The following is a 26,730-nucleotide window of genomic DNA, read 5'->3' on the forward strand; positions in this document are numbered from 1 at the left end:
ATTGTAATGTGGAAAACTGGATCAATTAAATTAGATAACGTAGTTTTAAAGTTAATAGTATTGAAAAAATTAATATTATGAATATGGGAGGAAATATATATAAGTAGGTGGCAATGAAAAATAGCAAAAAAAGAGCTTCTCCTATAAAGGAAAGCTCAAAGTTTTTGATGACATATGTACTAGAATTAAGTTTCAAGACAATATGTATCATCGTGTTTAAATTAAATATGGATGTAGTTATAGTTACCTGCTTCACTTGCAGAAATAGTTCTTGAGCTTACTGAGAAAGGTCCGCCACTATAATTCATTTCTGAAATTGTAACTGAACCATCACTGTTTACACTTTCTACATATGCAACGTGACCAAATGGTCCTTCAGAAGATTGTAGGATAGCGCCTTTAGAAGGTGTATGGTTTACTGTGAATCCAGCACCTTGTGCAGCAGCAGCCCAATTATTAGCATTTCCCCAAGTAGATCCGATTTCTCCGCCTACTTTATCATATACATACCAAGTACATTGTCCTGCAGTGTATAAGTTACCAGAATGTGAAATTGATGATGTAGTTGTCGTAGTTGTTGTAGTCGTTGTAGTTTGAGTCGTATTATAGTTATAATTTGTATAATTTTCAGCAGCGTCTGCATGTTGTGCATGACCTACTAATGCTGTACCAATTCCTGCTGTTAACGTAGTTGCTGTTACTAATTTTTTCATGAATAAAGTCCTCCAAAGTTCTATATCTTTTTTTATAAATAAAACGTAGCGACTGTTTTATTCTCACATCTCGAATTGATGACAATAGTTACTTTAACAAAATTAATGCTTCTTGTGGGGAATGTTATTGATTTGTAAAAGAATAAAAAAACTTTGACTAATTTTGTAATAAAAATTAGTCAAAGTTACAGTGAGATTAACAGATAATTAATAGGAAATATTTATTTGTAATATGTTTAAATAAATCGAATTGTTAAAGGTATTACATATTCTTGGCCATTATAATATTTGACACACGCAATAATTGTGAATACAAAAGATAAAATTGAGAAAGCGAATATGGATAAAATACCGATAAACGTAATGATGAAACCTATAATGATAATGAAATCAATATCGGTAGCAATTAGGAAAACGCCTATAAAAGTGATAACGACTAAAACGATAGACCAAATAATATAAGAAATCGTATAGTTAAGATAATTTTTTCCAGCACGATCAACTAGTTTCGATTCATCTTTTTTCAATAACCATATAATCAGTGGACCAATAATAGATGTGAATAAACTTAATAAATAGATAAGCATCGCCATAATGTTCTCATCATTGGATTTGCGATTCGGTTGATGATTTGTTACGTCGTTCATTTCAGTTGTCATATTAGACACTCCTTTGAAAATTGTAATATTATCTTTAACTATAACAAAATATAATCAAAAATAAACATGTTTATTAAACAATTATTAAAAATAAAAATAATTGGTGGACGTCGGCGTTTAAATAGGTTAATTTAAGGTTATATATACTTAACATTTATAATGATGCGTAATGAATTCGCATCATTTTTATATTGTCTTACGTATAATTTGTTTTTAATTTTAACCAAAGATAGAAAGAGGGTTGTTTATGAAAATAGCAATTGTAGGATCAGGAAATGGCGCAGTTACGGCAGCAGTAGATATGGTGAGCAAAGGCCACGATGTTAAATTATATTGTCGTAATCAATCTATAAGTAAGTTTCAAAACGCAATCGAAAAGGGCGGATTTGATTTTAATAATGAAGGTGATGAACGTTTCGTAAAATTCACTGATATTAGTGATGATATGGAATATGTTTTAAAAGATGCTGAAATTGTTCAAGTGATTATTCCATCTTCATACATAGAATATTATGCTGATGTAATGGCAGAGCATGTAACTGATAATCAGTTGATATTCTTCAACATGGCTGCAGCAATGGGGTCAATTCGTTTTATGAATGTTTTAGAAGATAGACATATTGAAACAAAACCACAATTAGCAGAAGCTAATACGTTGATGTATGGTACGCGTGTCGATTTTGAAAATGCAGCAGTTGATTTATCTCTAAATGTACGTCGTATCTTCTTTTCAACATATGATAGAAGCTGTCTAAATGATTGTTATGACAAAGTTTCAAGTATTTATGATCATTTAGTAAAAGAGGAAAGCTTAATTAAAACAAATCTTGAAAATGGTAATCCTGAAGTGCATCCAGGGCCAACATTATTGAATGTCGGTCGTATTGATTATGCTGGTGAGTTCGCTTTATATAAAGAAGGAATTACTAAACATACAGTTAGATTACTTCATGCAATCGAATTAGAACGTTTAAATTTAGGCCGTAGATTAGGTTTTGAATTATCAACAGCTAAAGAATCACGTATTGAACGTGGTTATTTAGAACGTGATAAAGAAGATGAACCATTAAATCGTTTGTTTAATACAAGCCCAGTATTTTCACAAATTCCAGGACCAAATCATGTAGAAAGCAGATATTTAACTGAGGATATTGCATATGGTTTAGTATTATGGTCAAGCTTAGGTCGTGTTATTGATGTACCGACACCAAATATAGATGCAGTAATTGTCATTGCATCAACCATTTTAGAGAGAGACTTCTTTGAGGAAGGCTTAACAGTTGAATCCATTGGCTTAGATAAGCTTGATTTAGAAAAATATTTAAAATAAATGATGGCTTGAAGATAGAAAAGGATATAGCATTATGCAAAAGCAATAAATTGAAGAAAAGAGGTTTCTCATCAATAAGCGAAGGGGACGATAGATGATGACAAGAAAACCAACCTTTTTAGAATCAATTTCGACAATGATTGTAATGGTTATTGTTGTTGTAACAGGCTTTGTGTTTTTTGATATTCCAATTCAAGTATTATTAATTATTGCCTCAGCATATGCCGCATGGATTGCAAAACGTGTAGGCTTAACATGGCAAGATTTAGAAACAGGCATTGCAGAACGTTTAAATACTGCAATGCCTGCAATTTTAATTATACTAGCGGTAGGAATTATAGTAGGCAGTTGGATGTTTTCTGGCACAGTGCCAGCCTTGATTTATTATGGCTTAGATTTATTGAATCCAAGCTATTTTTTAATATCAGCCTTTTTTATAAGTGCTGTTACATCTGTAGCAACTGGTACAGCATGGGGCTCTGCATCAACTGCAGGGATTGCACTTATTTCTATCGGTAATCAATTAAGTATCTCACCAGGAATGGCTGCGGGTGCTATTATAGCAGGCGCTGTATTTGGCGATAAAATGTCACCTTTATCAGATACAACTAATTTAGCGGCGCTTGTCACTAAAGTGAATATATTTAAACACATTCATTCAATGATGTGGACAACAATACCTGCGTCAATCATCGGTTTATTAGTATGGTTTATTGCTGGATTTCAATTTAAAGGGCATTCAAATGATAAGCAGATTCAAACATTGTTATCAGAGCTTGCACAGATTTATCAAATTAACATATGGGTCTGGGTTCCCTTAATTGTGATCATTGTTTGTTTGCTATTTAAAATGGCTACAGTGCCAGCTATGCTAATATCAAGCTTTTCTGCCATTATAGTGGGGACTTTTAATCATCATTTCAAAATGACAGATGGTTTCAAAGCAACATTTAGTGGTTTTAACGACTCAATGATACATCAGTCTCATATTTCATTCAGTGTGAAAAGCTTGTTAGAACAGGGTGGTATGATGAGTATGACCCAAATATTAGTAACGATATTTTGCGGATATGCATTTGCAGGTATTGTAGAAAAAGCAGGATGTTTAGAAGTCTTATTAACTACTATTTCTAAAGGCATCCATTCTGTAGGAAGTTTAATATGTATTACCGTTATTTGTTGTATTGCGCTTGTATTCGCTGCAGGTGTTGCTTCGATTGTAATTATTATGGTCGGTGTGTTAATGAAAGATTTGTTCGAAAAATACCAAGTCTCTCGTTCCGTTTTATCAAGAACACTTGAAGACTCAAGTACGATGGTTTTACCTTTAATACCATGGGGAACATCAGGTATTTACTATACGAATCAACTTCATGTCTCTGTTGGAGAATTTTTCATATGGACAGTACCATGTTATTTATGCGCAATTATAGCAATTATCTATGGTTTTACAGGAATAGGTATTAAAAAGTCATCGAATTCATGTTTAACTTAATGTGAGCGTGGAATATATATAATATGTTGAAACACTTTAATCATTTATAATTGTAGCGGTTATAATTTGAAAAGGTTTTAACTTAGAATAAATATCCTCTATACATATACTGAATATGTTTTGTAGCGGAACATGTTAATATATGTAATGTAAGCTTTATGTCATGGCATGTAATGACTAAATTAATTGAGAATTTGAAGGCAAGTATATTTGTAAGTACTTTAACTAAAAATTTATCAATGTATAGCCGATTTGACGCGCCTAAATTTGGGTGTGTCAATGGCTGTATGTTGTTTATTCTTTATTACAGAGTGAATCGGATTGGTGGAAATCGAAGTTTTGAGATTTTTACCAATCCGATTTTTTGATGTCTAGAAATTAAAAAAGCCAACAAGGCTCTTGAAACCTTGTTGGCTTAATTCACTTTCATCACAAATTAGTGAATGAAGTTATAACCAGCAGCTTGGCTAGCTGAGATTGTACGTGAAGTTACAACACCTGGGCCATAACCATAGTTCATTTCTGAAACTCTTACTGAACCATTGCTGTTAACACTTTCAACGTATGCAACGTGACCGTATGCACCTTGAGTTGTTTGCATAATTGCACCAGCTTTTGGTGTATTGTTCACTGTGTAACCAGCTCTTGCAGCTGCGTTAGCCCAGTTACTTGCATTGCCCCAAGTTGAACCGATTTTACCACCTACACGATCAAATACGTAGTATGTACATTGACCAGAAGTGTATAAGTTACGTCCTGAAGTATAACCACTTGAGATTGAACGGCCATTTGATGATGGAGCCATAGTTGTAGTTACTTGAACATTGTTGCTTGAAGTGCTGTAGCTTGCACCTAAACCACCAGTACGGTAGCTGTTTGTGTTGTAACTATTATAGTTGTTGTAGTTATATGATTGATTATTATTTGAGTAGTTGTTGTAACGGCTGTAGTTATTGTAGCTATAACCGTTGTTGTAATTGTTGTAGCTATAGTTATTGTAGCCATTGTAGTAGTAATAGCTGTAGTAGCCATTATCTTGGTTTAATTGACTTGGATGCCAGTTACCTTTCCATGTGTAATGGTAGTTACCTTGTGCATCAATAGTGTAAGTATAGCTATATGATGTTGGGTCATTTGGATTATAACCGTAGTTATCTTGCTCAGAAGCATGAGCTTGATTTCCTGATGCAATTGCGATTGTAGCGAATCCTGCAGTTGCGATAGTAGCTGTAGCGATTTTCTTCATTTTAAAAATATCCTCCTAAAAATTTTAAATCTAAAATATTTTCGTAATGTCCGTGTGACAAAATTAATGTTATAAGTTATCTCTCGTAATTAAACGACAAGAAAGACTATAACAGAAATTAGCGTCCTTGTGTGCTTTGTTAACGTTTTGTAATTTTTTGCTAATATCTTGACACAATAGAATTGTAAAAGTATAGAAATTTGCATTTTGCAAAACTTATAACTACGGCATTCTTTGTAAAAACTGAATGTTTCGAAAATAAGTATGTTACAAATTTGTAATATTACTGAAAATTCTAAATGTATATTTTGTGCATAATATAGGACTTTTAATCAGAAAATGCATAAAAATTCGACACGAACGATCAAATTTCTTTGGTTAGGAAAGCTTTGGTATTTGGATAAAAATGTATATTTAATGGATAAAATATCCTAATTTAGCATAAAAAAATGTTTTAATAAAAGTGTTATTTGATATAATCGATTTATGTTTTGTTACTGCTAAAAAACATGTGGCGATATAATTGGTAGTGAATATTAGATGTTGACAATTGATTTGAGAAAGACAAACAGGAGTAAATCAATATATTTGTATATGTGAGGATGTAAGATGACAGATAATTATTCACTACATATTTTTAAAAGTATGAAAATGAGTAGTGTGAAGGAAGCAAACTTAAAAATTATATATTGGCTTCAAGGTACAGGTGTAGTTTCAATCAATCTACAACAATATGATGTGAAAAGAAATGATGTCACCGTTATTATGTTGAATGATTTGTATCAGATTGATGGTCATGATGATAGTGTATGTTGTGTTGTTGAAGTAAGTGCAAAGACATTTTTGAAGTTTATGAATGCAAACTATATGATGCGTGGCAAGATATTAACAAATGAGGTTGCTAGCACTTTTAGAATCTTGATTAAGTATTTAATCTACAGCAAAATTAAACAACAGCCTTATAATGCTAATGATAAGATTATTAATTATATGTGTGTTGAATTAATGTCATTAAATACATACGATGGTAGTCGTCATTTAGTAGCCGAAGAAGTGCACGATTATTTAACAAACAACCACTATAAAAAGATAAATAGGAAAGATGTCATTAATCAAGTTAGTATCACAAACAAAGCTTTAAGTGACATGTTTAAAGCGACGCCTTATAGTAATTTTATTCAATATTTAAATCATATTAGACTGGAGCATTGCTTAATTGATATTTTAACTTCTAAGAAGCCCATTGAAGAAATCGCAAGTAGTCATGGTTTTAATCATTATTCTCGTTTTATACACCTCTTTAAAGAAACGTATGGTGACACTCCTAAATTAATTAGAAAAAGAAATAGTCCAACATCTCATTCAATTAACCATTCCCAATTAGTTGAAATTGATAAAAATATAATTGAATTATTTGATGATACTAATCAAAGTTCTTCAAGTATGCGCGAGATTGATATACCTTTTGAGCCTACAAAAAGGAGTCAAATGTATCAACCTAAAAACATCTATATTAAAGGAAGTAATTTTTATTGGATGGATTACTATACTATTAAACAAATCATTCAAAGATTAGGTGTTAATCCTGAAAACTTGCATATAATTGTTACAATCGACACAAGCAATGAGCTATCGATTGAACAAATCACTTTATTACTTCAAAAGATAGTGAATTACAATGTAAATGTAGTATTTCGTATTAAACATGAATATAAGGAATTGTTAACGAGTACTGAAAGAGGCAAGATAGAAAAGCTAGTAGCTACAATTTTTAATATGACTTTTGAGAGTAATAGATGTAAGATTGCATTTTTAATTAACGACTTAAATACTACTGCAATTCAAAAACTGAAACGTTTAATAGATAATTATATAGGAGTATTTGAATTAATATATCATCTGGAACCAAATGAGTTGAATACGCGCTATGATAAAGAAATTGATCATCTAATAGACTATTTTATCTTACCGCTAAGACAAATAGAACAGGTGTCTATTGCACGTTCTAAAATTATATGTGATGTAGATTTGATTAATGAGAATAATGACTTAAAAGAAAAAATCACAATGTCTGATATTAATAAGGTTACTGAACTTTTGACAAATTATACAAAATTTCGAGGACTTATTATGCACATGTCAATTATAAGTGAAGCGAGCAAAGAAATAAATTTGACTAGATTATCAATATTCATTTTTATCATAAATATACTTAATCAATTACGAGGGATTGTTATTTATCAAAATGACACGATGATTGTAACGAAGTTCAAACATGAAGTACAATGTGTCATTTGTTTGCCAGCCGCATTGTTAAATGAGAATTCAGACGCTATACGTTTATCGTGTAAGGGTCTTCAACAATTTAGCCATGCTAAAACTAAACAAATTGTTTTAAGTATAGATAAAGATAATCATACTTCCGAAAATGGTGTACTTGTGAATGATATTATGCAACAACACAGTTATTGGAAAGCTAATTTTATAGAAAGAAATATTTATGATCATTCATTAATGGTCTCAAGCAATAGTATTGTTCATTTGAAATATCATCTTGAGATATAGGCATGGTTTAAGAGAGGTTTTAAAGATGTCTAAATTTAAAGTTAAGCGTTTAACTGCACACATACTAATGTTGAAAGTCATTAATGATATGTTGAAATATTCATTTCATCTCACTTTGACTCAAGTGAAACTATTAAATCTATTAGTTAAATATGATAATTCTGATTCCAATAGCGCTTCAATAGATAGGTTATTAAAAATGAAAGAAATCCAATCTAAGATGGCACTTCTTCAAATGTTAAGTTATTTAAACAATCATCAATGGCTATTGAAAGCAAGAGATCAAAGGGATCAACGTAAATTGACTATTTCGATTAATAAAATGCATATAGATAAAATAGAATATATGAATAATGAGCTTAGTGACTATATTGAACGTTATTTTGGTCAATATACATTTGATTTTAGTTGTGACTATGTATCGTATTTATTGTCGTCACAAGAATTATTGCTAAATCTAAAGTGTTATTTAAATATGTGTCAATTATCATTAGAAGAGTTATACGTTTTAGGAATATTAAATCTGCATAAAGGTCAATTGACGGTTAAAGAATTACAGGGTGAATTCCATCACCCGATATTTGCGGTTAGTCCGATTTTAAAGTGTTTAATTTTGAAAGGATTAGTTAAAAAAGAGAGATGTGAATTAGATGAAAGGCGTGTTATTGTAACAATCAAGCGGGAAAAGTTTTCTAAAGTCACTATGCTTATTCAAGCATGTTATAATTATCTTGAAAAGGGAATACAAGTTAAGCTTAATAATAAATAGTTAATCACTTGTATTTCATATACCTATGAAGAATAGTTTATAGTTTTAAGTGGGAGGGATATTATGATTTTAGATAATGTGAATCCAAATGATTTATTTCCAACTGAAAAAAAGGGTCCGTCAGTGTTAGGAATAATTGAGTATCAAGTTCAAGGTGCGAATGAATTTGAAGGGGCATTTATAGCAACAAATGAAAGATTAATTATGAATGTAGATATGAATGGCCAATTTTATTATAGAAGTATTAGTTATAATGAAATAGAAAAGATAGATTATGATGGTCAAACTATAATGTTCAAATTTAATATTGGTAATGTCCCAATGCATGATATTAAAAGTAATAACGTTGAAATGTTTGTTGAATATGTAAAACAACATATGATAGTATAATGTCAATGTATGTAGGTTGATAAGAAGAGTTTGAATGATAACTCATTGCATTTAAAGATAAATGGCATGCGTTATGATTTAAAGCTCTTCTTTTTTTATATTTTATAAATTTTGTGAGCAAGCCATCCAATTAATATAAAAAATATCAAATCAAACACGTTGATATAGATTAAAATTTTAAAAGTTTACATATCAGTTAAGATACAAAATATTCAGACTAATAATTTTCAATTTGACAAAATATCTTAAACATCAAATTATTATAAGAAATAAATGTATTTAACCATATTCTAGTAATAAAAATATTGAATTTTTATACTTATTTGTTTAGAATGAACTTTATAACATAGTTGGATAGAGTTTCGATTTAATAAATTACATGTGAACCTTGCTACAACAAGATGTGCATCAGAGGAGTGGTTTAATAATGAGTAAAATTAATGACATTAATGATTTAGTCAACGCAACATTTCAAGTTAAGAAGTTTTTCAGAGATACAAAAAAGAAGTTCAATTTGAACTATGAAGAAATTTATATTTTAAATCATATTTTAAGAAGTGAGTCTAACGAAATCTCATCTAAAGAGATTGCTAAGTGCTCAGAGTTCAAACCTTACTATTTAACTAAAGCTTTACAAAAGCTAAAAGATTTAAAATTGTTATCAAAGAAAAGAAGTTTACAAGACGAAAGAACAGTTATTGTTTATGTTACAGATACACAAAAAGCAAATATTCAAAAACTGATTTCAGAATTAGAAGAATACATTAAAAATTAAATCAAGGTTAATTGCGTTTAATAACATTGAACGATAACAATTTATTAAAACGAAGTTATTTATTCAGCATTGGGACATAAAATTAACTTAAAATTTAAATATTGAAGATGCTTTAATTAAAGTTAAAGACTAGCCATACCTTATTTCAGCTTATTAAGCTTGAAACAAGGTACACTAGTCTTTTTATTTTAATATTTTCTTAGAAAATCAAGTTTACGATCATAAATATTTTCTGCGATATAGCTTTGGATGGTTCCAAGTATTTTCTCTATAATTTGTGTGCGATAAGCAAAAATTCTAACTGCAAAACCATGTGTAGGCAATTGAGAAATAGCAACACGACAATCGAATGTATTGCTGTAAGAACTAATGGTTTCATAAACTGAATCGATTAGTTTTTGGTTAACATCTTCGTGTATGAAGTAAGCAGAGCCATAATGAGAGTAATGTTCCATATAACCTATTTCATTGATCGATTGTTTATTAGGATTCAATAATAAATTATCATATGTGACTAACTCATCTTCAATATAAATTTCATTTATTAAATGCATATATTGATACTTGAAGGCTTCGCCAGTTTTTGAATAACCAGGAGTTAAAATATCAGTATAAAATAATGAACTAGAATTATTGAGATTGAACGTATTGTGTTGATAAAATTTAGCATTTTCATATGCGATGATTGGATCAGCGACATATTCTAAATATGCGTTATCTTTCAAATTAAAAGTTTGATACTGCTCAACATGATTGGAAGGTGTCTTGTATATTTTTGTTGCACCTTGAGATGTCAATGTCACTTTAGCGTTATCTTCGACATTCACATTCATACGGTAACGATCTCCATCTAAATAGCCACCACCTACATTTACTATATAAAATGTAGGAATGGTAGATTGATTTAGATAAACTGGACGTATCACTTTAAGTGCTTTTTCAAAGAAAATATCTCTTGACACTGATCGATTGCCATCAAAAAACACTGTTAAATCAAGTTGCCCAGTCCATTGTTGTTCATCCATTATGATAATCCTTTGAGTAAAGTGTCGCGTTCAATCCAATCGATAACTTCATCCAAACCTTCGTCGGTTTTTAAGTTAGTAAAAGTAAATGGACGTTTACCACGAAATACTTTAGTATCTTCAGCCATTTGTTCTAATGATGCACCAACATAGGGAGCTAAATCAGTTTTGTTAATTACAAAGAAATCTGACTTAATCATACCTTGACCACCTTTACGTGGAATCTTTTCACCTTGAGCAACATCGATAATATAAATTGAAAAGTCAACAAGTTCTGGACTAAATGTTGCTGCTAAGTTATCGCCACCAGATTCTATGAAAATTAGTTCTATATCGTCATGACGTTCTAATAATTCGTCTATTGCTGCAAAGTTCATAGATGCATCTTCACGAATCGCAGTATGAGGACATCCACCAGTTTCAACACCAATGATTCGACTTTCAGGTAGAACTCCTGAATTTACTAATATCTTTTCGTCTTCTTTTGTATATATATCATTTGTAATAACGCCGATGCTCATTTCTTTTGAAAGACGTTTTACAACTTTTTCAATTAATTGTGTTTTACCTGCACCTACAGGACCACCAATACCAATTTTAATCGGATTTGCCACAATTATAACCTCCTATGATATGAAAATTCTAACATTGACATTCTCATGCGCCATTTGATTTAGTTCTAAACCAGGCGCTGTCATGCCAAAATCTGCTTCTTTTAATTCGAAAATCTGCTTTCTTGTTTCTTCTATATAAGGAATCATGTGAGTAACTATCTTTTGACCAGCAGTTTGTCCAAGTGGAATAGCACGAACAGCATTTTGAGTTAAACTTGAAACATTTTGATATAAATAGTAATCAATAATCGTTTCAATATCTACACCTAAATAATGGCCTAGCATAGTAAAACAAATAGCTGGATTTAACTTTGCTTTCTTATCTTGCATTTGTTGATGATACCAAGCAATCCATGGGCTATTATAAAGTTCTAAAGCCAATTTAACCATGCGAGTCCCCATTTGTTTTGCACCAACACGTGTTTCTTTAGGTAAGTTTTGAACAAACATCAGCTTATCTATGTGTAATACTTTTTGTGTATCATCATTTTCCAATGCATCATAAACTAAACGCATGGCTAAACCATCAGAATAGGTAAGTTGCTCTTGTAAAAACATTTTTAACCAAGCAATAAAAGTATGATCATCATGAATTATATTTCGTTGAATATATGTTTCAAGACCAAATGAATGACTGAAAGCACCTGTTGGAAATTGTGAATCACAGAACTGAAATAATCTTAAGTGTGTATGATCAATCATGAGAATGTCCTATATGTCTAAAAGCCTTATTAACTTTACGGTCTTCTCGAACATATGGGATGCCTAAACTTTTTAATAAATCTTCAACTAAATAATCATATTGTACTAGCATTTCAGTCTCTGTAAATTGTGCTGGCAAATGACGATTTCCTAATTGATGGGCTATATCTCCCATTTCTTGCAATGTTCTTGGTTGAATCACTAAAAGATCTTCTGAATTAACATCCACAACAATCATATTATGGTCATCTGCGTATAAAATATCTCCATATTGTAAGTCAATAGGTTGTTTTAAACGAATGCCAATTTCAGTGCCATGATCTGTTACGACTCTTTGAATACGTTTAACGAGATCTGAATTTTCAAGGTATACTTTTTCGACGTGCTTTTGTTTTTCTGAATTTGACAAATTGGCAATATTGCCTTGGATTTCTTCAACAATCATTCTATGTTCCTCCTAGAATAAGAAGTATCTTTGAGTTAATGGTAACTCAGTTGCTGCATTACTTGTAATTTTTTCTCCATCTACATATACTTCATATGTTTGTGGATCAACGTCTAATTTAGGTGTTGCGCTGTTATTTTTCATATCTGCTTTAGATAATTGTCTAATATTTTTAACTGGACGCACCATGCGTTTTAAATTTAATGCACGATTGATACCATTTTCATAAGCAGTTTTAGACACGAATGTCATTGACGTACTTGTAAGGTTTCCGCCGTATTGACCATACATTTTACGGTACTTCATCGGTTCAGATGTAGGTATAGAACCATTTGCATCACCATTTACGGCAGAGTTAATTAATCCGCCCTTTACAACTAATTCAGGTTTAACACCAAAGAAAATTGGATCCCATAAGACAATATCAGCTAGTTTGCCCGGCTCGATAGATCCTACATATTCAGAAATACCATGTGTAATTGCTGGGTTAATTGTATATTTAGCGATATAACGTTTGATACGATTATTATCATTATGTTCATAATCACCATCTAAAGGACCACGTTGTTCTTTCATGCGATGTGCTACTTGCCATGTTCGTGTAATTACTTCACCTACACGGCCCATTGCCTGTGAATCGGAACTAATCATACTGAATACACCCATATCTTGCAGAACATCTTCAGCTGCAATCGTTTCTTTACGAATACGTGAATCTGCGAATGCGATATCTTCAGGAATAGCCGCATTTAAATGGTGAGTAATCATTACCATATCTAAATGTTCATCTACAGTATTATGTGTATAAGGCAAAGTTGGATTTGTAGATGAAGGTAAAATATTTGGAAATGCAGCGGATTTAATTAAATCAGGCGCATGACCGCCACCAGCACCTTCAGTATGGTACATATGAAGTACACGGTCTTTAACAGCAGCCATTGTGTCTTCCATAAATCCTGCTTCATTTAAAGTATCTGCATGTAATGCAATTTGAACATCAAATTCATCAGCAACATCTAATGCATGACTCAAAGCAGATGGTGTTGCACCCCAGTCTTCATGTACTTTTAATCCAATTGCTCCGGCATTGATTTGTTCAATGAGTGCAGTTGGATTTGTTGCTTGTCCTTTACCTGTAAAACCGACATTAATCGGTAAACCTTCGGCAGCTTCTAACATTCTATGAATATGCCATGGACCTGGAGTTACAGTAGTTGCTTTAGAACCTTCTGAAGCACCAGTACCACCACCAATATGAGTCGTAATACCACTTTCTAATGCGACTTCTGCTTGTTCAGGATTAATAAAATGAACATGAGTATCAATACCACCAGCAGTGACGATTTTACCTTCAGCGGCAATGATATCTGTTGTTGAACCTATAATAATGTCGACATTATCCATTATATCTGGGTTGCCGGCATTACCTATGGCGAAAATATAACCATTTTTAATGCCTATATCAGCTTTAACCACTTTATCGTAATCGATAATAACGGCATTAGAAATGACAAGGTCTGCAACGTTCACATCATCACGTGTTACACGAGGATTTTGCGCCATACCGTCTCTAATAGATTTACCACCACCAAAAGTAGCTTCTTCACCATAAACCGCATAGTCTTTTTCAATTTGAGCAAATAGATTCGTATCACCTAAACGAATAGAATCTCCAACAGTTGGACCGTATAAGCTCGTATATTGATTTTGCGTCATTTTAAAGCTCATGATCTTTTTCCTCCTTTTTTATTCACGTTTTCAGTACCGTTATCTCCGAATACGCCTGCATATTCATCATTTTCATCAGTTGGGCGATAGACACGTGACTCATCGATAGGACCATTGACCATACCACGAAAACCAAAAATTTTACGTTTGCCAGCATATTCAACTAATTGAACTTCTTTTTTATCCCCAGGTTCAAATCGAACAGCTGCTCCAGCTGGAATATCTAAATGTTTTCCATATGCCATTTCACGTTCGAAATCTAATGCTGCATTTGCTTCATAAAAATGAAAATGTGAGCCCACTTGAATTGGTCGATCTCCTGTATTTTCAACTTCGATAACTGTTTCAGGATGATGGTTATTAATTTCAACCTCTGTACTTTTTGTAATAATTTCTCCTGGTATCATTTGACTGCCTCCTTTAAACAATAGGGTGATGTACTGTGATTAACTTAGTACCATCGGGGAACGTAGCCTCGATTTCGATATCTGTAATCATGTGTTCGACACCATCCATGACATCTTCTTTGTTTAGAATTTGTCTACCATAACTCATTAACTCTGCAACGGTCTTACCATCGCGTGCACCTTCTAATAATTCATCGCTGATTAAAGCTAATGCCTCAGGATGATTTAGTTTCAAACCACGTGCTTTACGACGACGTGCAACTTCCGCCGCCACTACAATCATTAATTTGTCTTGCTCTCGTTGTGTAAAATGCAAATTAAAACCCCCAATTTCATATTAGATACAATTTACAAAATTTATATTAATCCTAATTGTTGTGATAAACAAGTAATATACAAAGTTTAATACGGAACAGCAAAAAATAAATTTACTATTTCGTATTTAAAAATATATGATTATGATTAAAACGAATAGCAAAAGATATTTAGGATTTGGAAAATAGAGTTTTTAATATAACTTTTTGTAAAATGGTAGTATATTAATGAGTAAACATTCAAGAAAAAGGGTGGGCATTTTGAAAATGATAGATGTGCTTTTGAAAAATATATCTCAAGTAGTGTTAATTAGTAATAAGTGGACTGGTTTATTTATCTTGATTGGATTATTTGTGGCCGACTGGACAGTTGGATTAGCAGCTATGATAGGTAGTATCATAGCTTATGCATTTGCACGTTACATTAATTATAGTGAAGCAGAGATTAATGATGGGTTAGCCGGATTTAATCCAGTGTTAACTGCCATTGCGTTAACAATCTTTTTAGATAAGTCAGGATTAGATATTGTTATAACAATGATAGCAACTTTATTAACATTACCAGTCGCTGCTGCAGTGAGAGAAGTTTTAAGACCATATAAAGTTCCGATGCTGACGATGCCTTTTGTCATTGTGACTTGGTTTACAATTTTACTTTCAGGACAGGTTAAATTTGTAGATACATCGTTAAAGTTAATGCCTCAAAACATTGAAACGGTTAATTTTAGCAACAATGATCGAATACATGTCATTCAGTCATTATTTGAAGGATTCAGTCAAGTATTTATCGAAGCGAGTGTAATTGGTGGTGTATGTATTTTAATCGGCATATTAATAGCATCAAGAAAAGCAGCACTCTTAGCTGTTATAGCTAGTTTGTTAAGCTTTATCATTGTAGCTCTATTAGGTGGTAATTATGATGATATTAATCAGGGGTTATTCGGTTATAACTTTGTATTAATGGCAATCGCACTAGGATATACATTTAAAACAGCGATTAACCCTTATATTTCGACTTTTTTAGGTGTGTTATTAACTGTAGTGGTGCAACTAGGTACAACAACATTGCTTGAACCGTTTGGCTTACCTGCATTAACATTGCCATTTATTATTGTGACATGGATTTTATTATTTGCGGGTATTAAACATGACAAAGTAGATGCTTGATAGTTAAATCAAACCTAGTATTGTTTGAATATCACCTTAAACCATACAGCGAATTGTATAGTTTAAGGTGTATTTTTGGAGAAAATTAATTGGATACTTAATCGAATTATCAGCTTTCTTTTAATTGTTCACAGCACGTTCCTTTTTATTTTTAAAGTCGAGTGTTAAACTAGGAATAAATAATTTATATTGTGTGATGTGTGGGGTGACTAATATGAATGATATGGATAATTCCTTTTTAATAACAACGGAAATTCAAAGAAAATGGATTGAAAAATTCAAAGTAATTGGAGATATATTTAAGGCTAAGGCTGAATATAATGATCAACATAGCCAATTTCCATATAAAAATATTGAATGGTTAATTAAAGAAGGTTATGGAAAATTAACGTTACCAAAAGAATATGGTGGTGAAGGTGCGACCATAGAAGACATGGTTATTTTGCAATCATTTTTAGGCGAACTTGATGGTGCCACAGCATTATCTATTGGTTGGCATGTGAGTGTCGTAGGACAAATTTATGAACAGAAATTATGGTCTCAAGATATGTTGGAGCAATTTGCTGTTGAAATTAATAATGGTGCATTAGTTAATAGAGCAGTTAGTGAAGCTGAAATGGGTAGTCCAACAAGAGGGGGAAGACCAAGTACACATGCTGTTAAAGCTGATGATGGGTATATTTTAAATGGTGTGAAGACATATACATCAATGAGTAAAGCACTAACACATATTATTGTTGCTGCTTATATAGAAGAATTAAAAAGTGTTGGTTTTTTCTTAGTGGACAGGAATTTGCCTGGTGTTGAAATTGCCGATAATTGGGACGTATTAGGTATGCGAGCGACAGAAAGTCATGATTTAATATTAAATGATGTAAAAGTACCATTAAAACATTTAGTGGAAACAGAGAAAAGTAAAGCGTCAAATGGTTGGATATTGCATATACCAAGCTGTTATTTAGGTATAGCACAAGCTGCTAGAAATTATGCTGTAGACTTTGCAATCCAACATAGCCCTAATAGTATAGAAGGAACGATTGCAACATTGCCAACTGTGCAACAAAATTTAGGAAAAATGGAAACGCTGTTGTTATGTGCGAGACAATTTTTATGGAGTACAGCGAAAGGCTATCAACAATATACAGCCGAAAGTCAGATTAGAAATGCGACGAGTGCGAGTAAAGTAATGGTAATGAACCAAGGCCTTGAAGTGATTGATTTAGCGATGCGCATTGTTGGTGCTAAAAGTTTAGAAATGAATCGGCCATTACAACGTTACTATCGTGACATGCGTGCAGGATTACACAATCCACCTATGGAAGATGCAGCATATACAAATATTGCTAAGAGTATTACAGATACATTTTAAATTTAAAAAGGTAAATCGATCGTTGATTGGCATAAAGAGATGAAATTTGACGTTCGGATTTACCTTTTTTGCGGGAATTTATAGGTATATTAAGATATTTTGCTAAATTTTTTGCGAAAATAAAAAAATAAATAACACTAGCTATTGTAAATGTATATGCAATCTTGTATAATTTTGGAATAATTGATAATCATTTTCAATAGGAGGAAATTATGAAAAAACTATTATTACCATTAATAATTATGTTATTAGTGTTAGCTGCGTGTGGGAACCAAGGTGAAAAAAATAACAAAGCTGAAACTAAATCTTATAAAATGGACGATGGCAAAACGGTAGATATTCCGAAAGACCCTAAACGCATTGCAGTAGTTGCGCCAACATATGCTGGTGGACTTAAAAAATTAGGTGCAAACATTGTAGCTGTAAATCAACAAGTTGATCAAAGCAAAGTGTTAAAAGATAAATTTAAAGGTGTTACTAAAATTGGTGATGGTGATATAGAAAAAGTTGCTAAAGAAAAGCCAGATTTAATTATTGTATACTCTACTGACAAAGACATTAAAAAGTATCAAAAAGTAGCACCAACAGTAGTTGTTGACTATAATAAGCATAAATACTTAGAACAACAAGAAATGTTAGGGAAAATTGTTGGTAAAGAAGATAAAGTAAAAGCTTGGAAGAAAGATTGGGAAGAAACAACTGCTAAAGACGGTAAAGAAATTAAAAAAGCAATTGGACAAGATGCAACAGTGTCATTGTTTGATGAATTTGATAAAAAATTATACACTTACGGCGATAACTGGGGTCGTGGTGGAGAAGTATTATATCAAGCATTTGGTTTAAAAATGCAACCAGAACAACAAAAGTTAACTGCAAAAGCAGGTTGGGCTGAAGTGAAACAAGAAGAAATTGAAAAATATGCTGGTGATTACATTGTGAGTACAAGTGAAGGTAAACCTACACCAGGATACGAATCAACAAACATGTGGAAGAATTTGAAAGCTACTAAAGAAGGACATATTGTTAAAGTTGATGCTGGTACATACTGGTACAACGATCCTTATACATTAGATTTCATGCGTAAAGATTTAAAAGAAAAATTAATTAAAGCTGCAAAATAATTCAGCTATATAAGCCAGTGAAATGAGAGTCTGAAACATATCAATCTTTTGATATTGTATTAGGCTCTTATTTTTATAGCAAGAAGGTTAGATTTTTGTATTTTTTTAAATAATAAGTGCCGTTATTATCATTCAATTTAATTAATGATAGATTAGTATTATTACAGCTAAAGTAGTATACCTGAGAAAATAGCTCAATGTATCTCTGCATTAATAAGTTATATCATAATTATTTTAGTGCATACTTTATGGAAGGCATATCAGGGAATGCCTATCAATTAAAGAAGAGGTTTAAAAGGATTACAACAGAATGTTATGATTTTGTAGAAAGATATATTACAACGTTTTATAAAAACATAATATTGTTAATGGAAAATGAAATGTAAGGGGGATTTCGAGTGACTAAGAAAGTTTATTTTAACCATGATGGTGGTGTAGATGATTTAGTATCTCTATTTTTATTATTACAAATGGAAAACGTTCAATTGATAGGGGTCAGTACAATTGGTGCTGATTGTTATTTAGAGCCATCTTTGAGCGCATCAGTAAAAATTATTAATCGTTTTTCAAAGGAAGATATTCAAGTTGCGCCATCATATGAACGAGGAAAAAATCCATTCCCTAAAGAATGGCGTATGCATGCCTTTTTTATGGACGCATTGCCAATTTTAAATGAGCCAGTCAAACACGTTGCTTCAAATGTGAGAGACAAAGAAGCCTTTGAAGACATTATTCAAACTTTAAAGAGACAATCAGAAAAAGTAACATTATTATTTACAGGCCCGCTTACAGATTTAGCAAAAGCACTACAAAAAGATTCATCAATCGTTCAGTATATAGAAAAATTAGTTTGGATGGGTGGTACCTTTTTACCAAAAGGAAATGTTGAAGAACCTGAGCATGATGGTTCTGCAGAATGGAATGCATATTGGGATCCAGAAGCGGTTAAAATTGTTTTTGATAGCGATATAGAGATTGATATGGTTGCTTTAGAAAGTACGAATCAAGTACCGCTAACGTTAGATGTTAGACAAAGATGGGCGAATGAACGCCAATATACGGGCATTGATTTTTTAGGAGTAAGTTATGCAGCGGTACCACCATTAACACACTTTATAACAAATTCTACTTACTTTTTATGGGATGTTTTAACGACTGCTTATATTGGTAACAAGGACTTAGTTCACTCAATTGAGAAAAAAGTGGATGTAATAAGTTATGGACCAAGTCAAGGTAAGACATTTGAGTGTAAAGATGGGCGCAAAATTAATGTCATAAATCATGTAGATAACAACGCATTTTTTGATTATATAACTGCACTTGCTAAAAAAGTAAATTAACAGCTGTGTAGAATAATTAAGGTTTTAATTTATATAGAACAACTTATTGTAAACTTTTCGTTCCTTAAAGTTTACAATGGTGCTATAATAATGGTCATGAAATACGAAAGGAAGTAAAAAATGACAACAAAACAGTTAGTATACACAGCTTTAATGACAGCGATTATCGCTATTTTAGGATTGGTACCGGTAATTCCACTACCATTTTCTTCAGTACCAATTGTACTTCAAAACATTGGTATTTTCTTAGCAGGTGTGATTTTAGGACGTAAATATGGCACATTAAGTGTTATCGTCTTTTTATTATTAGTAGTTGCTGGTTTGCCACTGTTATCAGGTGGTCGCGGTGGCATTGGTGTATTCGCAGGTCCTTCAACAGGGTTTTTACTATTATATCCAGTTGTAGCATTCATGATTGGTGCGATTCGTGATAGATTCATCAATGAAATTAATTTCTGGATTTTATTCGTTGGTATTTTAGTTTTTGGTGTTATAGCATTAGATGTTATTGGTACATTGATTATGGGCATGATTATTAACATACCATTTACGAAAGCTATTTCAATTTCATTAGCTTATTTGCCTGGTGATATATTAAAAGCAATTGTAGCAAGTTTGATTGGTACAGCTTTACTTAATCACTCGCAGTTTCGTCAAATTATGGGATTAAAGTAATCATATTTAAGATAAAAAAGTAATTGATTAAGTTGCTTTTCAATTGTTGAAAGTGAAAGGAGTAGGTGCCAATGTCTCATATAAGTATGTCAGATATTAATTGCGACGGTACAATATTTGAAAATAACGACAAGCAGTTGATTTATTTAACGCCTATTTTTCCACAACGATACACAAGCAACACATGGTTATATAAAAAGATGCCTACCCAAGAGCAATGGTTGAAAGACTTAAAGCGTCAACATCAATTACATACAAATCAAGGTTCAAATCATTATGCATTTAGTTTTCCGGAAAATGAACAACTTGATGACACTTGGATGGCTATTTTTAAAGATATGAATTTTGAACTAGGTATTATGGAATTGTATGCCATAGAAAGTGATGCGCTTGCTAATTTGCCGCGTAACTCTGACGTTGAAATTGCTATCGTTGACGAGTCGCATATAGATGCCTATTTAAAAGTTGCATATCAGTTTAGTTTGCCATTTGGAAGAGACTATGCAGATGCACATGAAAAAATGGTAAGGGAACATTATCAAAAAGATGTGATTAAACGCTTAGTAGCTTATTTAAATAATGAACCTATTGGCGTTGTAGATGTCATTGAAAGTGAAAATTACATTGAATTAGATGGATTTGGTGTACTAGAACAATTTCGACACCAAGGAATCGGTTCTACCATGCAGTCATTAGTAGGTGAATATGCTTTATCTAGAAATCATAAACCGGTTATATTAGTTGCAGATGGCGAAGATACAGCAAAAGATATGTATGCAAAGCAAGGTTATGTTTACCAATCATTTTGTTATCAAATATTAAAAGAAGATATTGGAAATTAACGATTGATGATAGGTTTGTATTAGAATAAAAAAGCAGTAAACTGGTTTCGAGTAGAAATCAACTTACTGCTTTTTAAATTGTTTTGAGCTACTTATACTTATAAAAATAGTGCTTTTATATTGTTGATTCATGTAGAATACGTTCATTATGACATACTATAATGAATATGTTATTGTTCAGAATCAATGATACGTTCTGGATGACTGTATATATTAAAGCCACCATTTCGAATAAATCCAACTGCCGTAATATTTAGGTCATTAGCTAAGGTTACAGCAAGCGTTGTCGGAGCAGATTTAGATAAAATGACGCCAACACCAATTTTCGCGGCTTTAATTAAAATTTCTGATGAAATACGTCCACTGAAAATTAATACTTTATCTCGGACAGTAATATGTCGCTGAATACAAAATCCATATAATTTATCTAGAGCGTTATGTCTGCCAATGTCTTGTCGATGTACAAAAAATGTCAAACCATCGCTTAGAGCAGCATTATGCAGGCCACCTGTTTCTTGGTAAATATGACTGGCACTTTGTAAACGCGTCATCATATTAATAATTTGTTGTGGTGTTAAAGTGATTTTAGACATAGATGTTTTAGCAACAGCAGCATCATTTTGAAAATAAAACTCACGACTCTTTCCACAACAAGATGCAATCATTCGTTTTGTGGAATATTGAAAGCGATCGCCTAAATCTTTATTCAGTTCAACATGGGCAAATCCTTTACTATCATCAATCAGTACAGATTTTAATTCATCTCGCTTTAAAATGGCACCTTCCGAAGCCAGAAATCCAATGACTAACTCCTCAAGGTTTGTTGGACTGCATATAACAGTCGCAAATTCTTCACCATTCACCATAATTGTAAGTGGAAATTCTGTCACATATTGATCTGTTGTATTGAATAATTTTCCATCTTCATATCTAACAATTGGTTGACCTAAAGATACATCTTTGTTCATTATCTAACCCCTTTAATTAGCTTGAACTTTATTTTAAATCAATATGCTTAATATTTTAACATATTTGCTTAAAACTGAAATTTGATTAACTAAATAAAATAGCAGGCAATTATTTAGAATTTGATTGGATTTAGAAAAAGGCACACTAGCAGCTCAATTAATAAAAAATAATTTTTAGAAAGTGTGACAATTATTTGAATCATTATTTAAAGAGAAAACGCTTCTTTTCAAAAATATTGTTAAGTGTATAATGAGAGTGTAAATATTTAATAATTGGGGGTATTTCATAATGAAAATGAAACGTTTTATAGCTATTGTAATGGCATTATTTTTAGTATTAGCTGGTTGTTCTAATTCTAATGATAATCAAGACAACAAAAAAGATGCAGCAGACAATGGAAAAAAACAAGAAATTCAAGTTGCAGCGGCAGCAAGTTTAACAGATGTTACAAAAAAATTAGCATCAGAATTTAAAAAAGAACATAAAAATGCTGATATTAAATTTAACTATGGTGGATCAGGAGCATTAAGAAAACAAATTGAATCAGGCGCACCTGTTGACGTATTTATGTCTGCAAATACTAAAGATGTAGATGCATTAAAAGACAAGAATAAAGCACATGATACATATAAATATGCGAAAAATAGTCTAGTATTAATTGGTGATAAAGATTCAAATTACACTTCAGTAAAAGACTTAAAAGGCAATGATAAATTAGCATTAGGTGAAGTGAAAACTGTACCAGCAGGAAAATATGCGAAACAGTATTTAGATAACAATAACTTGTTTAAAGAAGTTGAAAGTAAAATCGTTTATGCTAAAGATGTAAAACAAGTATTAAATTATGTTGAAAAAGGTAATGCGAAACAAGGTTTTGTATATAAAACTGACTTATATAAACAAAATAAAAAAATTGATACTGTAAAAGTAATTAAAGAAGTAGAACTTAAGAAACCAATCACATATGAAGCTGGTGCGACATCAGATAGTAAATTAGCTAAAGAGTGGATGGAATTCTTAAAATCAGATAAAGCTAAAGAAATATTAAAAGAATACCACTTTACAGCATAAGGAGTTGTAATCCATGCCTGACTTAACACCTTTTTGGATATCAATACGAGTTGCTGTAATCAGTACGATTATTGTAACGATTTTAGGTATTTTTATATCTAAATGGTTGTATCGTCGTAAGGGTTCGTGGGTTAAAGTATTGGAAAGTTTATTGATATTACCTATTGTTTTGCCGCCAACGGTATTAGGTTTTATTCTATTAATCATCTTCTCGCCAAGAGGACCAATTGGTCAATTCTTTGCGAATGTACTACATTTACCTGTAGTATTCACTTTGACAGGTGCTGTGATAGCATCTGTCATTGTTAGTTTTCCACTAATGTATCAACATACTGTGCAAGGCTTCAGAGGTATAGACACGAAAATGATTAATACAGCTAGAACGATGGGAGCAAGTGAAACGAAAATTTTCCTCAAATTAATTTTACCATTAGCTAAACGCTCTATTTTAGCAGGTATAATGATGAGTTTTGCTCGTGCATTAGGTGAGTTTGGTGCTACATTAATGGTTGCAGGATATATTCCAAATAAAACGAATACACTACCTTTAGAAATATACTTCTTAGTGGAACAAGGTAGAGAAAATGAAGCGTGGTTATGGGTATTAGTGCTAGTCGCATTCTCTATTGTGGTTATATCTACAATTAATTTATTGAATAAAGATAAATATAAGGAGGTCGACTAGATGCTTAAAATCAATTTAAAATATCAATTAAAGAATACTTTAATTCGCATCAATATAGATGATACTGAACCAAAAATTTATGCAGTTCGTGGTCCATCTGGCATTGGTAAAACTACTGTTTTAAATATGATTGCCGGATTACGTAAAGCAGATGAAGCTATTATCGAAGTGAATGGGCAATTGCTTACTGATACGGCAAAAAACGTGAATGTTAAAATTCAACAACGACGTATTGGATATTTATTTCAAGACTACCAACTGTTTCCTAATATGACGGTCTATAAAAATATTACTTTTATGGCTGAACCATCTGAACACATCGATCAATTAATCCAAACTTTAAATATTGATCATTTGATGAAACAATATCCTATGACATTGTCAGGTGGAGAGGCACAACGTGTAGCACTTGCACGTGCACTTAGCACGAAACCAGATTTAATTTTATTAGATGAACCTTTTTCTAGTTTGGATGATACTACAAAAGATGAGAGTATTACATTAGTTAAACGTATTTTCAACGAATGGCAAATACCAATCATATTTGTGACACATTCAAACTATGAAGCAGAACAAATGGCTCATGAAATTATTACAATTGGTTAATGATACATTTGCCTTGAAAGAGTTTAGAACGTATTTAAAAATGTAGAAGTGCAATCTTCTATTAGCATTTTAATGATGTTTTAAACTCTTTTTTAGGCGCAATTTTTGAGAGACATTGACGCACGTCATATAATGAAAGTAAGGATAAATAGAAAGGATAACTTAATGTGAGTCAAGAACGTTATTCAAGGCAAATTTTATTTAAACAAATAGGTGAAATAGGTCAAAACAAAATAAATCAAAAATGCGCGTTGATTATTGGTATGGGCGCATTGGGTACACATGTGGCTGAAGGTCTTGTGAGAGCAGGCATTGCTAAACTAATCATTGTTGACAGAGATTATATTGAATTTAGTAATTTACAAAGACAAACATTATTTACTGAAGAAGATGCTTTGAAAATGATGCCTAAAGTGGTTGCAGCTAAAAAGCATTTGCTAGCGTTACGTAGTGATGTTGATATTGATGATTATATTGACCATGTGGATTATTATTTTTTGGAGACACATGGACAGGACGTTGACGTTATCATTGATGCAACCGATAACTTTGAAACACGACAACTGATTAATGATTTTGCATATAAACATCGTATACCTTGGATTTATGGAGGTGTTGTACAGAGTACATATACAGAAGCTGCATTTATACCTGGTAAAACATCTTGCTTTAACTGTTTGGTACCACAATTGCCAGCATTAAATTTAACATGTGATACAGTAGGGGTCATTCAACCTGCCGTGACGATGGCAACAAGTTTACAATTAAGAGATGCGATGAAAGTATTAACGGAACAACCAATTGACACAAAAATAACTTATGGCGATATTTGGGAAGGTAGTCATTATTCATTTGGTTTCAGTAAAATGCAACGTACAGCCTGTACAACTTGTGGAGATGTACCAAGTTATCCGTATTTAAACAAGAATGAACAACGTTATGCAACATTGTGTGGGAGAGACACTGTACAGTATGAAAATACATCAATTACACACGATATTCTTGTTCAATTTTTAAAACAGCATCAACTAAATTATCGCAGTAATTCATATATGGTTATGTTTGAATTTAAAGGGCACCGCATTGTTGCTTTTAAAGGTGGAAGGTTTTTAATACATGGCATGACACGCACATCAGATGCCACACATCTAATGAATTTATTGTTTGGATAAAAAGGTGAAACAAAAGGAGTGTAATATTATGGGCGAACATCAAAACGTTAAATTGAATCGTACAGTTAAAGCAGCCGTACTAACGGTATCAGATACTAGAAACTTTGATACAGATAAAGGTGGTCAATGCGTGCTCCAACTGTTACAAGTAGATAATGTTGAAGTTAGCGATGCACATTATACCATTGTAAAAGACGAAAAAGTAGCTATTACGACGCAGGTGAAGAAGTGGTTAGAAGAAGATGTTGATGTCATCATTACGACTGGTGGAACGGGTATTGCACAACGTGATGTAACAATTGAAGCAGTAAAACCGCTTTTAACTAAAGAGATAGAAGGCTTTGGAGAATTATTTAGATATTTGAGTTATGTTGAAGATGTTGGCACGCGTGCATTATTATCTCGCGCAGTGGCAGGTACAGTAAATGATAAATTGATATTTTCAATTCCAGGATCAACAGGTGCAGTTAAATTAGCATTAGAAAAGCTCATTAAACCAGAATTAAATCATCTGATTCATGAGCTTACAAAATAAT

Annotated in this window: 29 protein-coding genes; 18 read left to right on the forward strand and 11 right to left on the reverse strand. The window is 32.1% G+C overall.

Translation table 11 applies throughout. From position 1 onward, the window contains the following. Window positions 1–221: 221 nt before the first annotated feature. Window positions 222–713 carry a CHAP domain-containing protein gene (locus tag NST10_RS11970; protein WP_000737700.1) on the reverse strand — a complete coding sequence of 164 codons (492 nt, stop codon included), beginning with the start codon at window positions 711–713 and terminating at the stop codon, window positions 222–224. A gap of 236 nt (window positions 714–949) precedes the next feature. Next, window positions 950–1,372 carry a DUF4870 domain-containing protein gene (locus NST10_RS11975; protein WP_000206106.1) on the reverse strand — a complete coding sequence of 141 codons (423 nt, stop codon included), beginning with the start codon at window positions 1,370–1,372 and terminating at the stop codon, window positions 950–952. A gap of 247 nt (window positions 1,373–1,619) precedes the next feature. Between NST10_RS11975 and NST10_RS11980 the strand changes: the two genes are divergently transcribed. The 3 genes from NST10_RS11980 (at window position 1,620) to NST10_RS11990 (ending at window position 4,565) form a co-directional block, all read left to right on the forward strand. Next, window positions 1,620–2,702 (forward strand): NAD/NADP-dependent octopine/nopaline dehydrogenase family protein, encoded by a 1,083-nt coding sequence (locus NST10_RS11980; protein ID WP_061650623.1) that lies wholly within the window; start codon window positions 1,620–1,622, stop codon window positions 2,700–2,702. A gap of 94 nt (window positions 2,703–2,796) precedes the next feature. After that, complete coding sequence (nhaC, locus tag NST10_RS11985; protein ID WP_339209923.1) at window positions 2,797–4,197, forward strand: Na+/H+ antiporter NhaC; 1,401 nt, start codon at window positions 2,797–2,799, stop codon at window positions 4,195–4,197. A 173-nt stretch (window positions 4,198–4,370) separates the two neighbouring features. Then, the gene (locus NST10_RS11990; RefSeq protein ID WP_001791509.1) at window positions 4,371–4,565 is read left to right on the forward strand and encodes a hypothetical protein; all 195 of its coding nucleotides are present in this window, start codon (window positions 4,371–4,373) and stop codon (window positions 4,563–4,565) included. Window positions 4,566–4,633: 68 nt separating this feature from the next. Here the strand turns inward: NST10_RS11990 and NST10_RS11995 are convergent, their stop codons facing one another. Further along, a complete protein-coding gene (locus tag NST10_RS11995) occupies window positions 4,634–5,443 on the reverse strand; it encodes a CHAP domain-containing protein (RefSeq protein ID WP_000717395.1) in 810 nt (269 codons plus the stop codon). A gap of 609 nt (window positions 5,444–6,052) precedes the next feature. On the opposite strand from NST10_RS11995, the gene NST10_RS12000 reads away from it, so the two are divergent. The 4 genes from NST10_RS12000 (at window position 6,053) to sarR (ending at window position 9,942) form a co-directional block, all read left to right on the forward strand. Then, complete coding sequence (locus tag NST10_RS12000; RefSeq protein ID WP_339209928.1) at window positions 6,053–8,008, forward strand: AraC family transcriptional regulator; 1,956 nt, start codon at window positions 6,053–6,055, stop codon at window positions 8,006–8,008. Between the two features lie 25 nt (window positions 8,009–8,033). After that, window positions 8,034–8,777, forward strand: coding sequence for a SarA family transcriptional regulator (locus tag NST10_RS12005; RefSeq protein ID WP_000032840.1), 744 nt, complete (start codon window positions 8,034–8,036; stop codon window positions 8,775–8,777). 63 nt (window positions 8,778–8,840) lie between these two features. Beyond that, complete coding sequence (locus tag NST10_RS12010) at window positions 8,841–9,167, forward strand: PH domain-containing protein (protein ID WP_000599586.1); 327 nt, start codon at window positions 8,841–8,843, stop codon at window positions 9,165–9,167. A gap of 427 nt (window positions 9,168–9,594) precedes the next feature. After that, window positions 9,595–9,942 (forward strand): HTH-type transcriptional regulator SarR, encoded by a 348-nt coding sequence (sarR, locus tag NST10_RS12015; RefSeq protein WP_000036076.1) that lies wholly within the window; start codon window positions 9,595–9,597, stop codon window positions 9,940–9,942. Between the two features lie 188 nt (window positions 9,943–10,130). Here sarR and NST10_RS12020 read toward each other — a convergent pair whose 3' ends face one another. The 7 genes from NST10_RS12020 to NST10_RS12050 are packed head-to-tail and all read right to left on the reverse strand — an operon-like array spanning window position 10,131 to window position 15,179. After that, complete coding sequence (locus NST10_RS12020; RefSeq protein WP_000344352.1) at window positions 10,131–10,967, reverse strand: urease accessory protein UreD; 837 nt, start codon at window positions 10,965–10,967, stop codon at window positions 10,131–10,133. Then, on the reverse strand, window positions 10,967–11,581 hold the full coding sequence (gene ureG / locus NST10_RS12025; RefSeq protein WP_000002973.1) for an urease accessory protein UreG: 615 nt from the start codon (window positions 11,579–11,581) through the stop codon (window positions 10,967–10,969). Before ureG ends, NST10_RS12020 begins: the two co-directional genes overlap by 1 nt. Window positions 11,582–11,593: 12 nt before the next feature. After that, on the reverse strand, window positions 11,594–12,283 hold the full coding sequence (locus tag NST10_RS12030) for an urease accessory protein UreF (protein ID WP_000565259.1): 690 nt from the start codon (window positions 12,281–12,283) through the stop codon (window positions 11,594–11,596). Further along, window positions 12,276–12,728 (reverse strand): urease accessory protein UreE, encoded by a 453-nt coding sequence (gene ureE / locus NST10_RS12035; protein WP_000634592.1) that lies wholly within the window; start codon window positions 12,726–12,728, stop codon window positions 12,276–12,278. The genes NST10_RS12030 and ureE overlap by 8 nt, the downstream gene beginning before the upstream one ends. A gap of 12 nt (window positions 12,729–12,740) precedes the next feature. Then, complete coding sequence (ureC, locus tag NST10_RS12040) at window positions 12,741–14,456, reverse strand: urease subunit alpha (protein WP_000008670.1); 1,716 nt, start codon at window positions 14,454–14,456, stop codon at window positions 12,741–12,743. Then, complete coding sequence (locus NST10_RS12045) at window positions 14,453–14,863, reverse strand: urease subunit beta (RefSeq protein ID WP_000612132.1); 411 nt, start codon at window positions 14,861–14,863, stop codon at window positions 14,453–14,455. The genes ureC and NST10_RS12045 overlap by 4 nt, the downstream gene beginning before the upstream one ends. Before the next feature lie 13 nt (window positions 14,864–14,876). Beyond that, the gene (locus NST10_RS12050) at window positions 14,877–15,179 is read right to left on the reverse strand and encodes an urease subunit gamma (protein ID WP_000545928.1); all 303 of its coding nucleotides are present in this window, start codon (window positions 15,177–15,179) and stop codon (window positions 14,877–14,879) included. A 259-nt stretch (window positions 15,180–15,438) separates the two neighbouring features. On the opposite strand from NST10_RS12050, the gene yut reads away from it, so the two are divergent. The 6 genes from yut (at window position 15,439) to NST10_RS12080 (ending at window position 21,691) form a co-directional block, all read left to right on the forward strand. Continuing rightward, entirely contained in the window at window positions 15,439–16,344 is a 906-nt protein-coding gene (gene yut, locus NST10_RS12055; protein WP_001573532.1) for an urea transporter, read from the forward strand. A gap of 214 nt (window positions 16,345–16,558) precedes the next feature. Continuing rightward, on the forward strand, window positions 16,559–17,713 hold the full coding sequence (locus NST10_RS12060) for an acyl-CoA dehydrogenase family protein (RefSeq protein ID WP_303661124.1): 1,155 nt from the start codon (window positions 16,559–16,561) through the stop codon (window positions 17,711–17,713). Window positions 17,714–17,925: 212 nt separating this feature from the next. Then, the gene (locus NST10_RS12065; protein ID WP_000735034.1) at window positions 17,926–18,834 is read left to right on the forward strand and encodes an ABC transporter substrate-binding protein; all 909 of its coding nucleotides are present in this window, start codon (window positions 17,926–17,928) and stop codon (window positions 18,832–18,834) included. A gap of 398 nt (window positions 18,835–19,232) precedes the next feature. Next, window positions 19,233–20,174, forward strand: a complete 942-nt coding sequence (locus tag NST10_RS12070) for a nucleoside hydrolase (protein ID WP_000163414.1) — start codon at window positions 19,233–19,235, stop codon at window positions 20,172–20,174. Window positions 20,175–20,294: 120 nt separating this feature from the next. After that, window positions 20,295–20,849: a biotin transporter BioY gene (locus tag NST10_RS12075; protein ID WP_000208740.1), complete on the forward strand. Its 555-nt coding sequence runs from the start codon at window positions 20,295–20,297 to the stop codon at window positions 20,847–20,849. Between the two features lie 71 nt (window positions 20,850–20,920). Continuing rightward, the gene (locus tag NST10_RS12080; RefSeq protein ID WP_000018337.1) at window positions 20,921–21,691 is read left to right on the forward strand and encodes a GNAT family N-acetyltransferase; all 771 of its coding nucleotides are present in this window, start codon (window positions 20,921–20,923) and stop codon (window positions 21,689–21,691) included. Window positions 21,692–21,861: 170 nt separating this feature from the next. Here the strand turns inward: NST10_RS12080 and fdhD are convergent, their stop codons facing one another. Beyond that, window positions 21,862–22,659, reverse strand: coding sequence for a formate dehydrogenase accessory sulfurtransferase FdhD (gene fdhD / locus NST10_RS12085; RefSeq protein WP_001030831.1), 798 nt, complete (start codon window positions 22,657–22,659; stop codon window positions 21,862–21,864). Window positions 22,660–22,948: 289 nt separating this feature from the next. Here fdhD and modA point away from each other — a divergent pair, with 289 nt between their 5' ends. The 5 genes from modA (at window position 22,949) to NST10_RS12110 (ending at window position 26,729) form a co-directional block, all read left to right on the forward strand. Continuing rightward, window positions 22,949–23,731, forward strand: coding sequence for a molybdate ABC transporter substrate-binding protein (gene modA / locus NST10_RS12090; protein WP_000782739.1), 783 nt, complete (start codon window positions 22,949–22,951; stop codon window positions 23,729–23,731). 13 nt (window positions 23,732–23,744) lie between these two features. Next, on the forward strand, window positions 23,745–24,416 hold the full coding sequence (gene modB / locus NST10_RS12095; protein ID WP_001113086.1) for a molybdate ABC transporter permease subunit: 672 nt from the start codon (window positions 23,745–23,747) through the stop codon (window positions 24,414–24,416). Then, window positions 24,417–25,022 carry an ATP-binding cassette domain-containing protein gene (locus NST10_RS12100; protein WP_000913006.1) on the forward strand — a complete coding sequence of 202 codons (606 nt, stop codon included), beginning with the start codon at window positions 24,417–24,419 and terminating at the stop codon, window positions 25,020–25,022. Window positions 25,023–25,189: 167 nt separating this feature from the next. Next, window positions 25,190–26,194, forward strand: a complete 1,005-nt coding sequence (locus tag NST10_RS12105) for a ThiF family adenylyltransferase (RefSeq protein ID WP_339209951.1) — start codon at window positions 25,190–25,192, stop codon at window positions 26,192–26,194. A 28-nt stretch (window positions 26,195–26,222) separates the two neighbouring features. Then, window positions 26,223–26,729: a molybdenum cofactor biosynthesis protein B gene (locus NST10_RS12110; RefSeq protein WP_000503824.1), complete on the forward strand. Its 507-nt coding sequence runs from the start codon at window positions 26,223–26,225 to the stop codon at window positions 26,727–26,729. Window position 26,730 lies beyond the last annotated feature (1 nt).

This window comes from Staphylococcus sp. FSL W8-0305 (assembly GCF_037966415.1).
GTDB classification, from domain to species: Bacteria; Bacillota; Bacilli; order Staphylococcales; family Staphylococcaceae; genus Staphylococcus; species Staphylococcus aureus.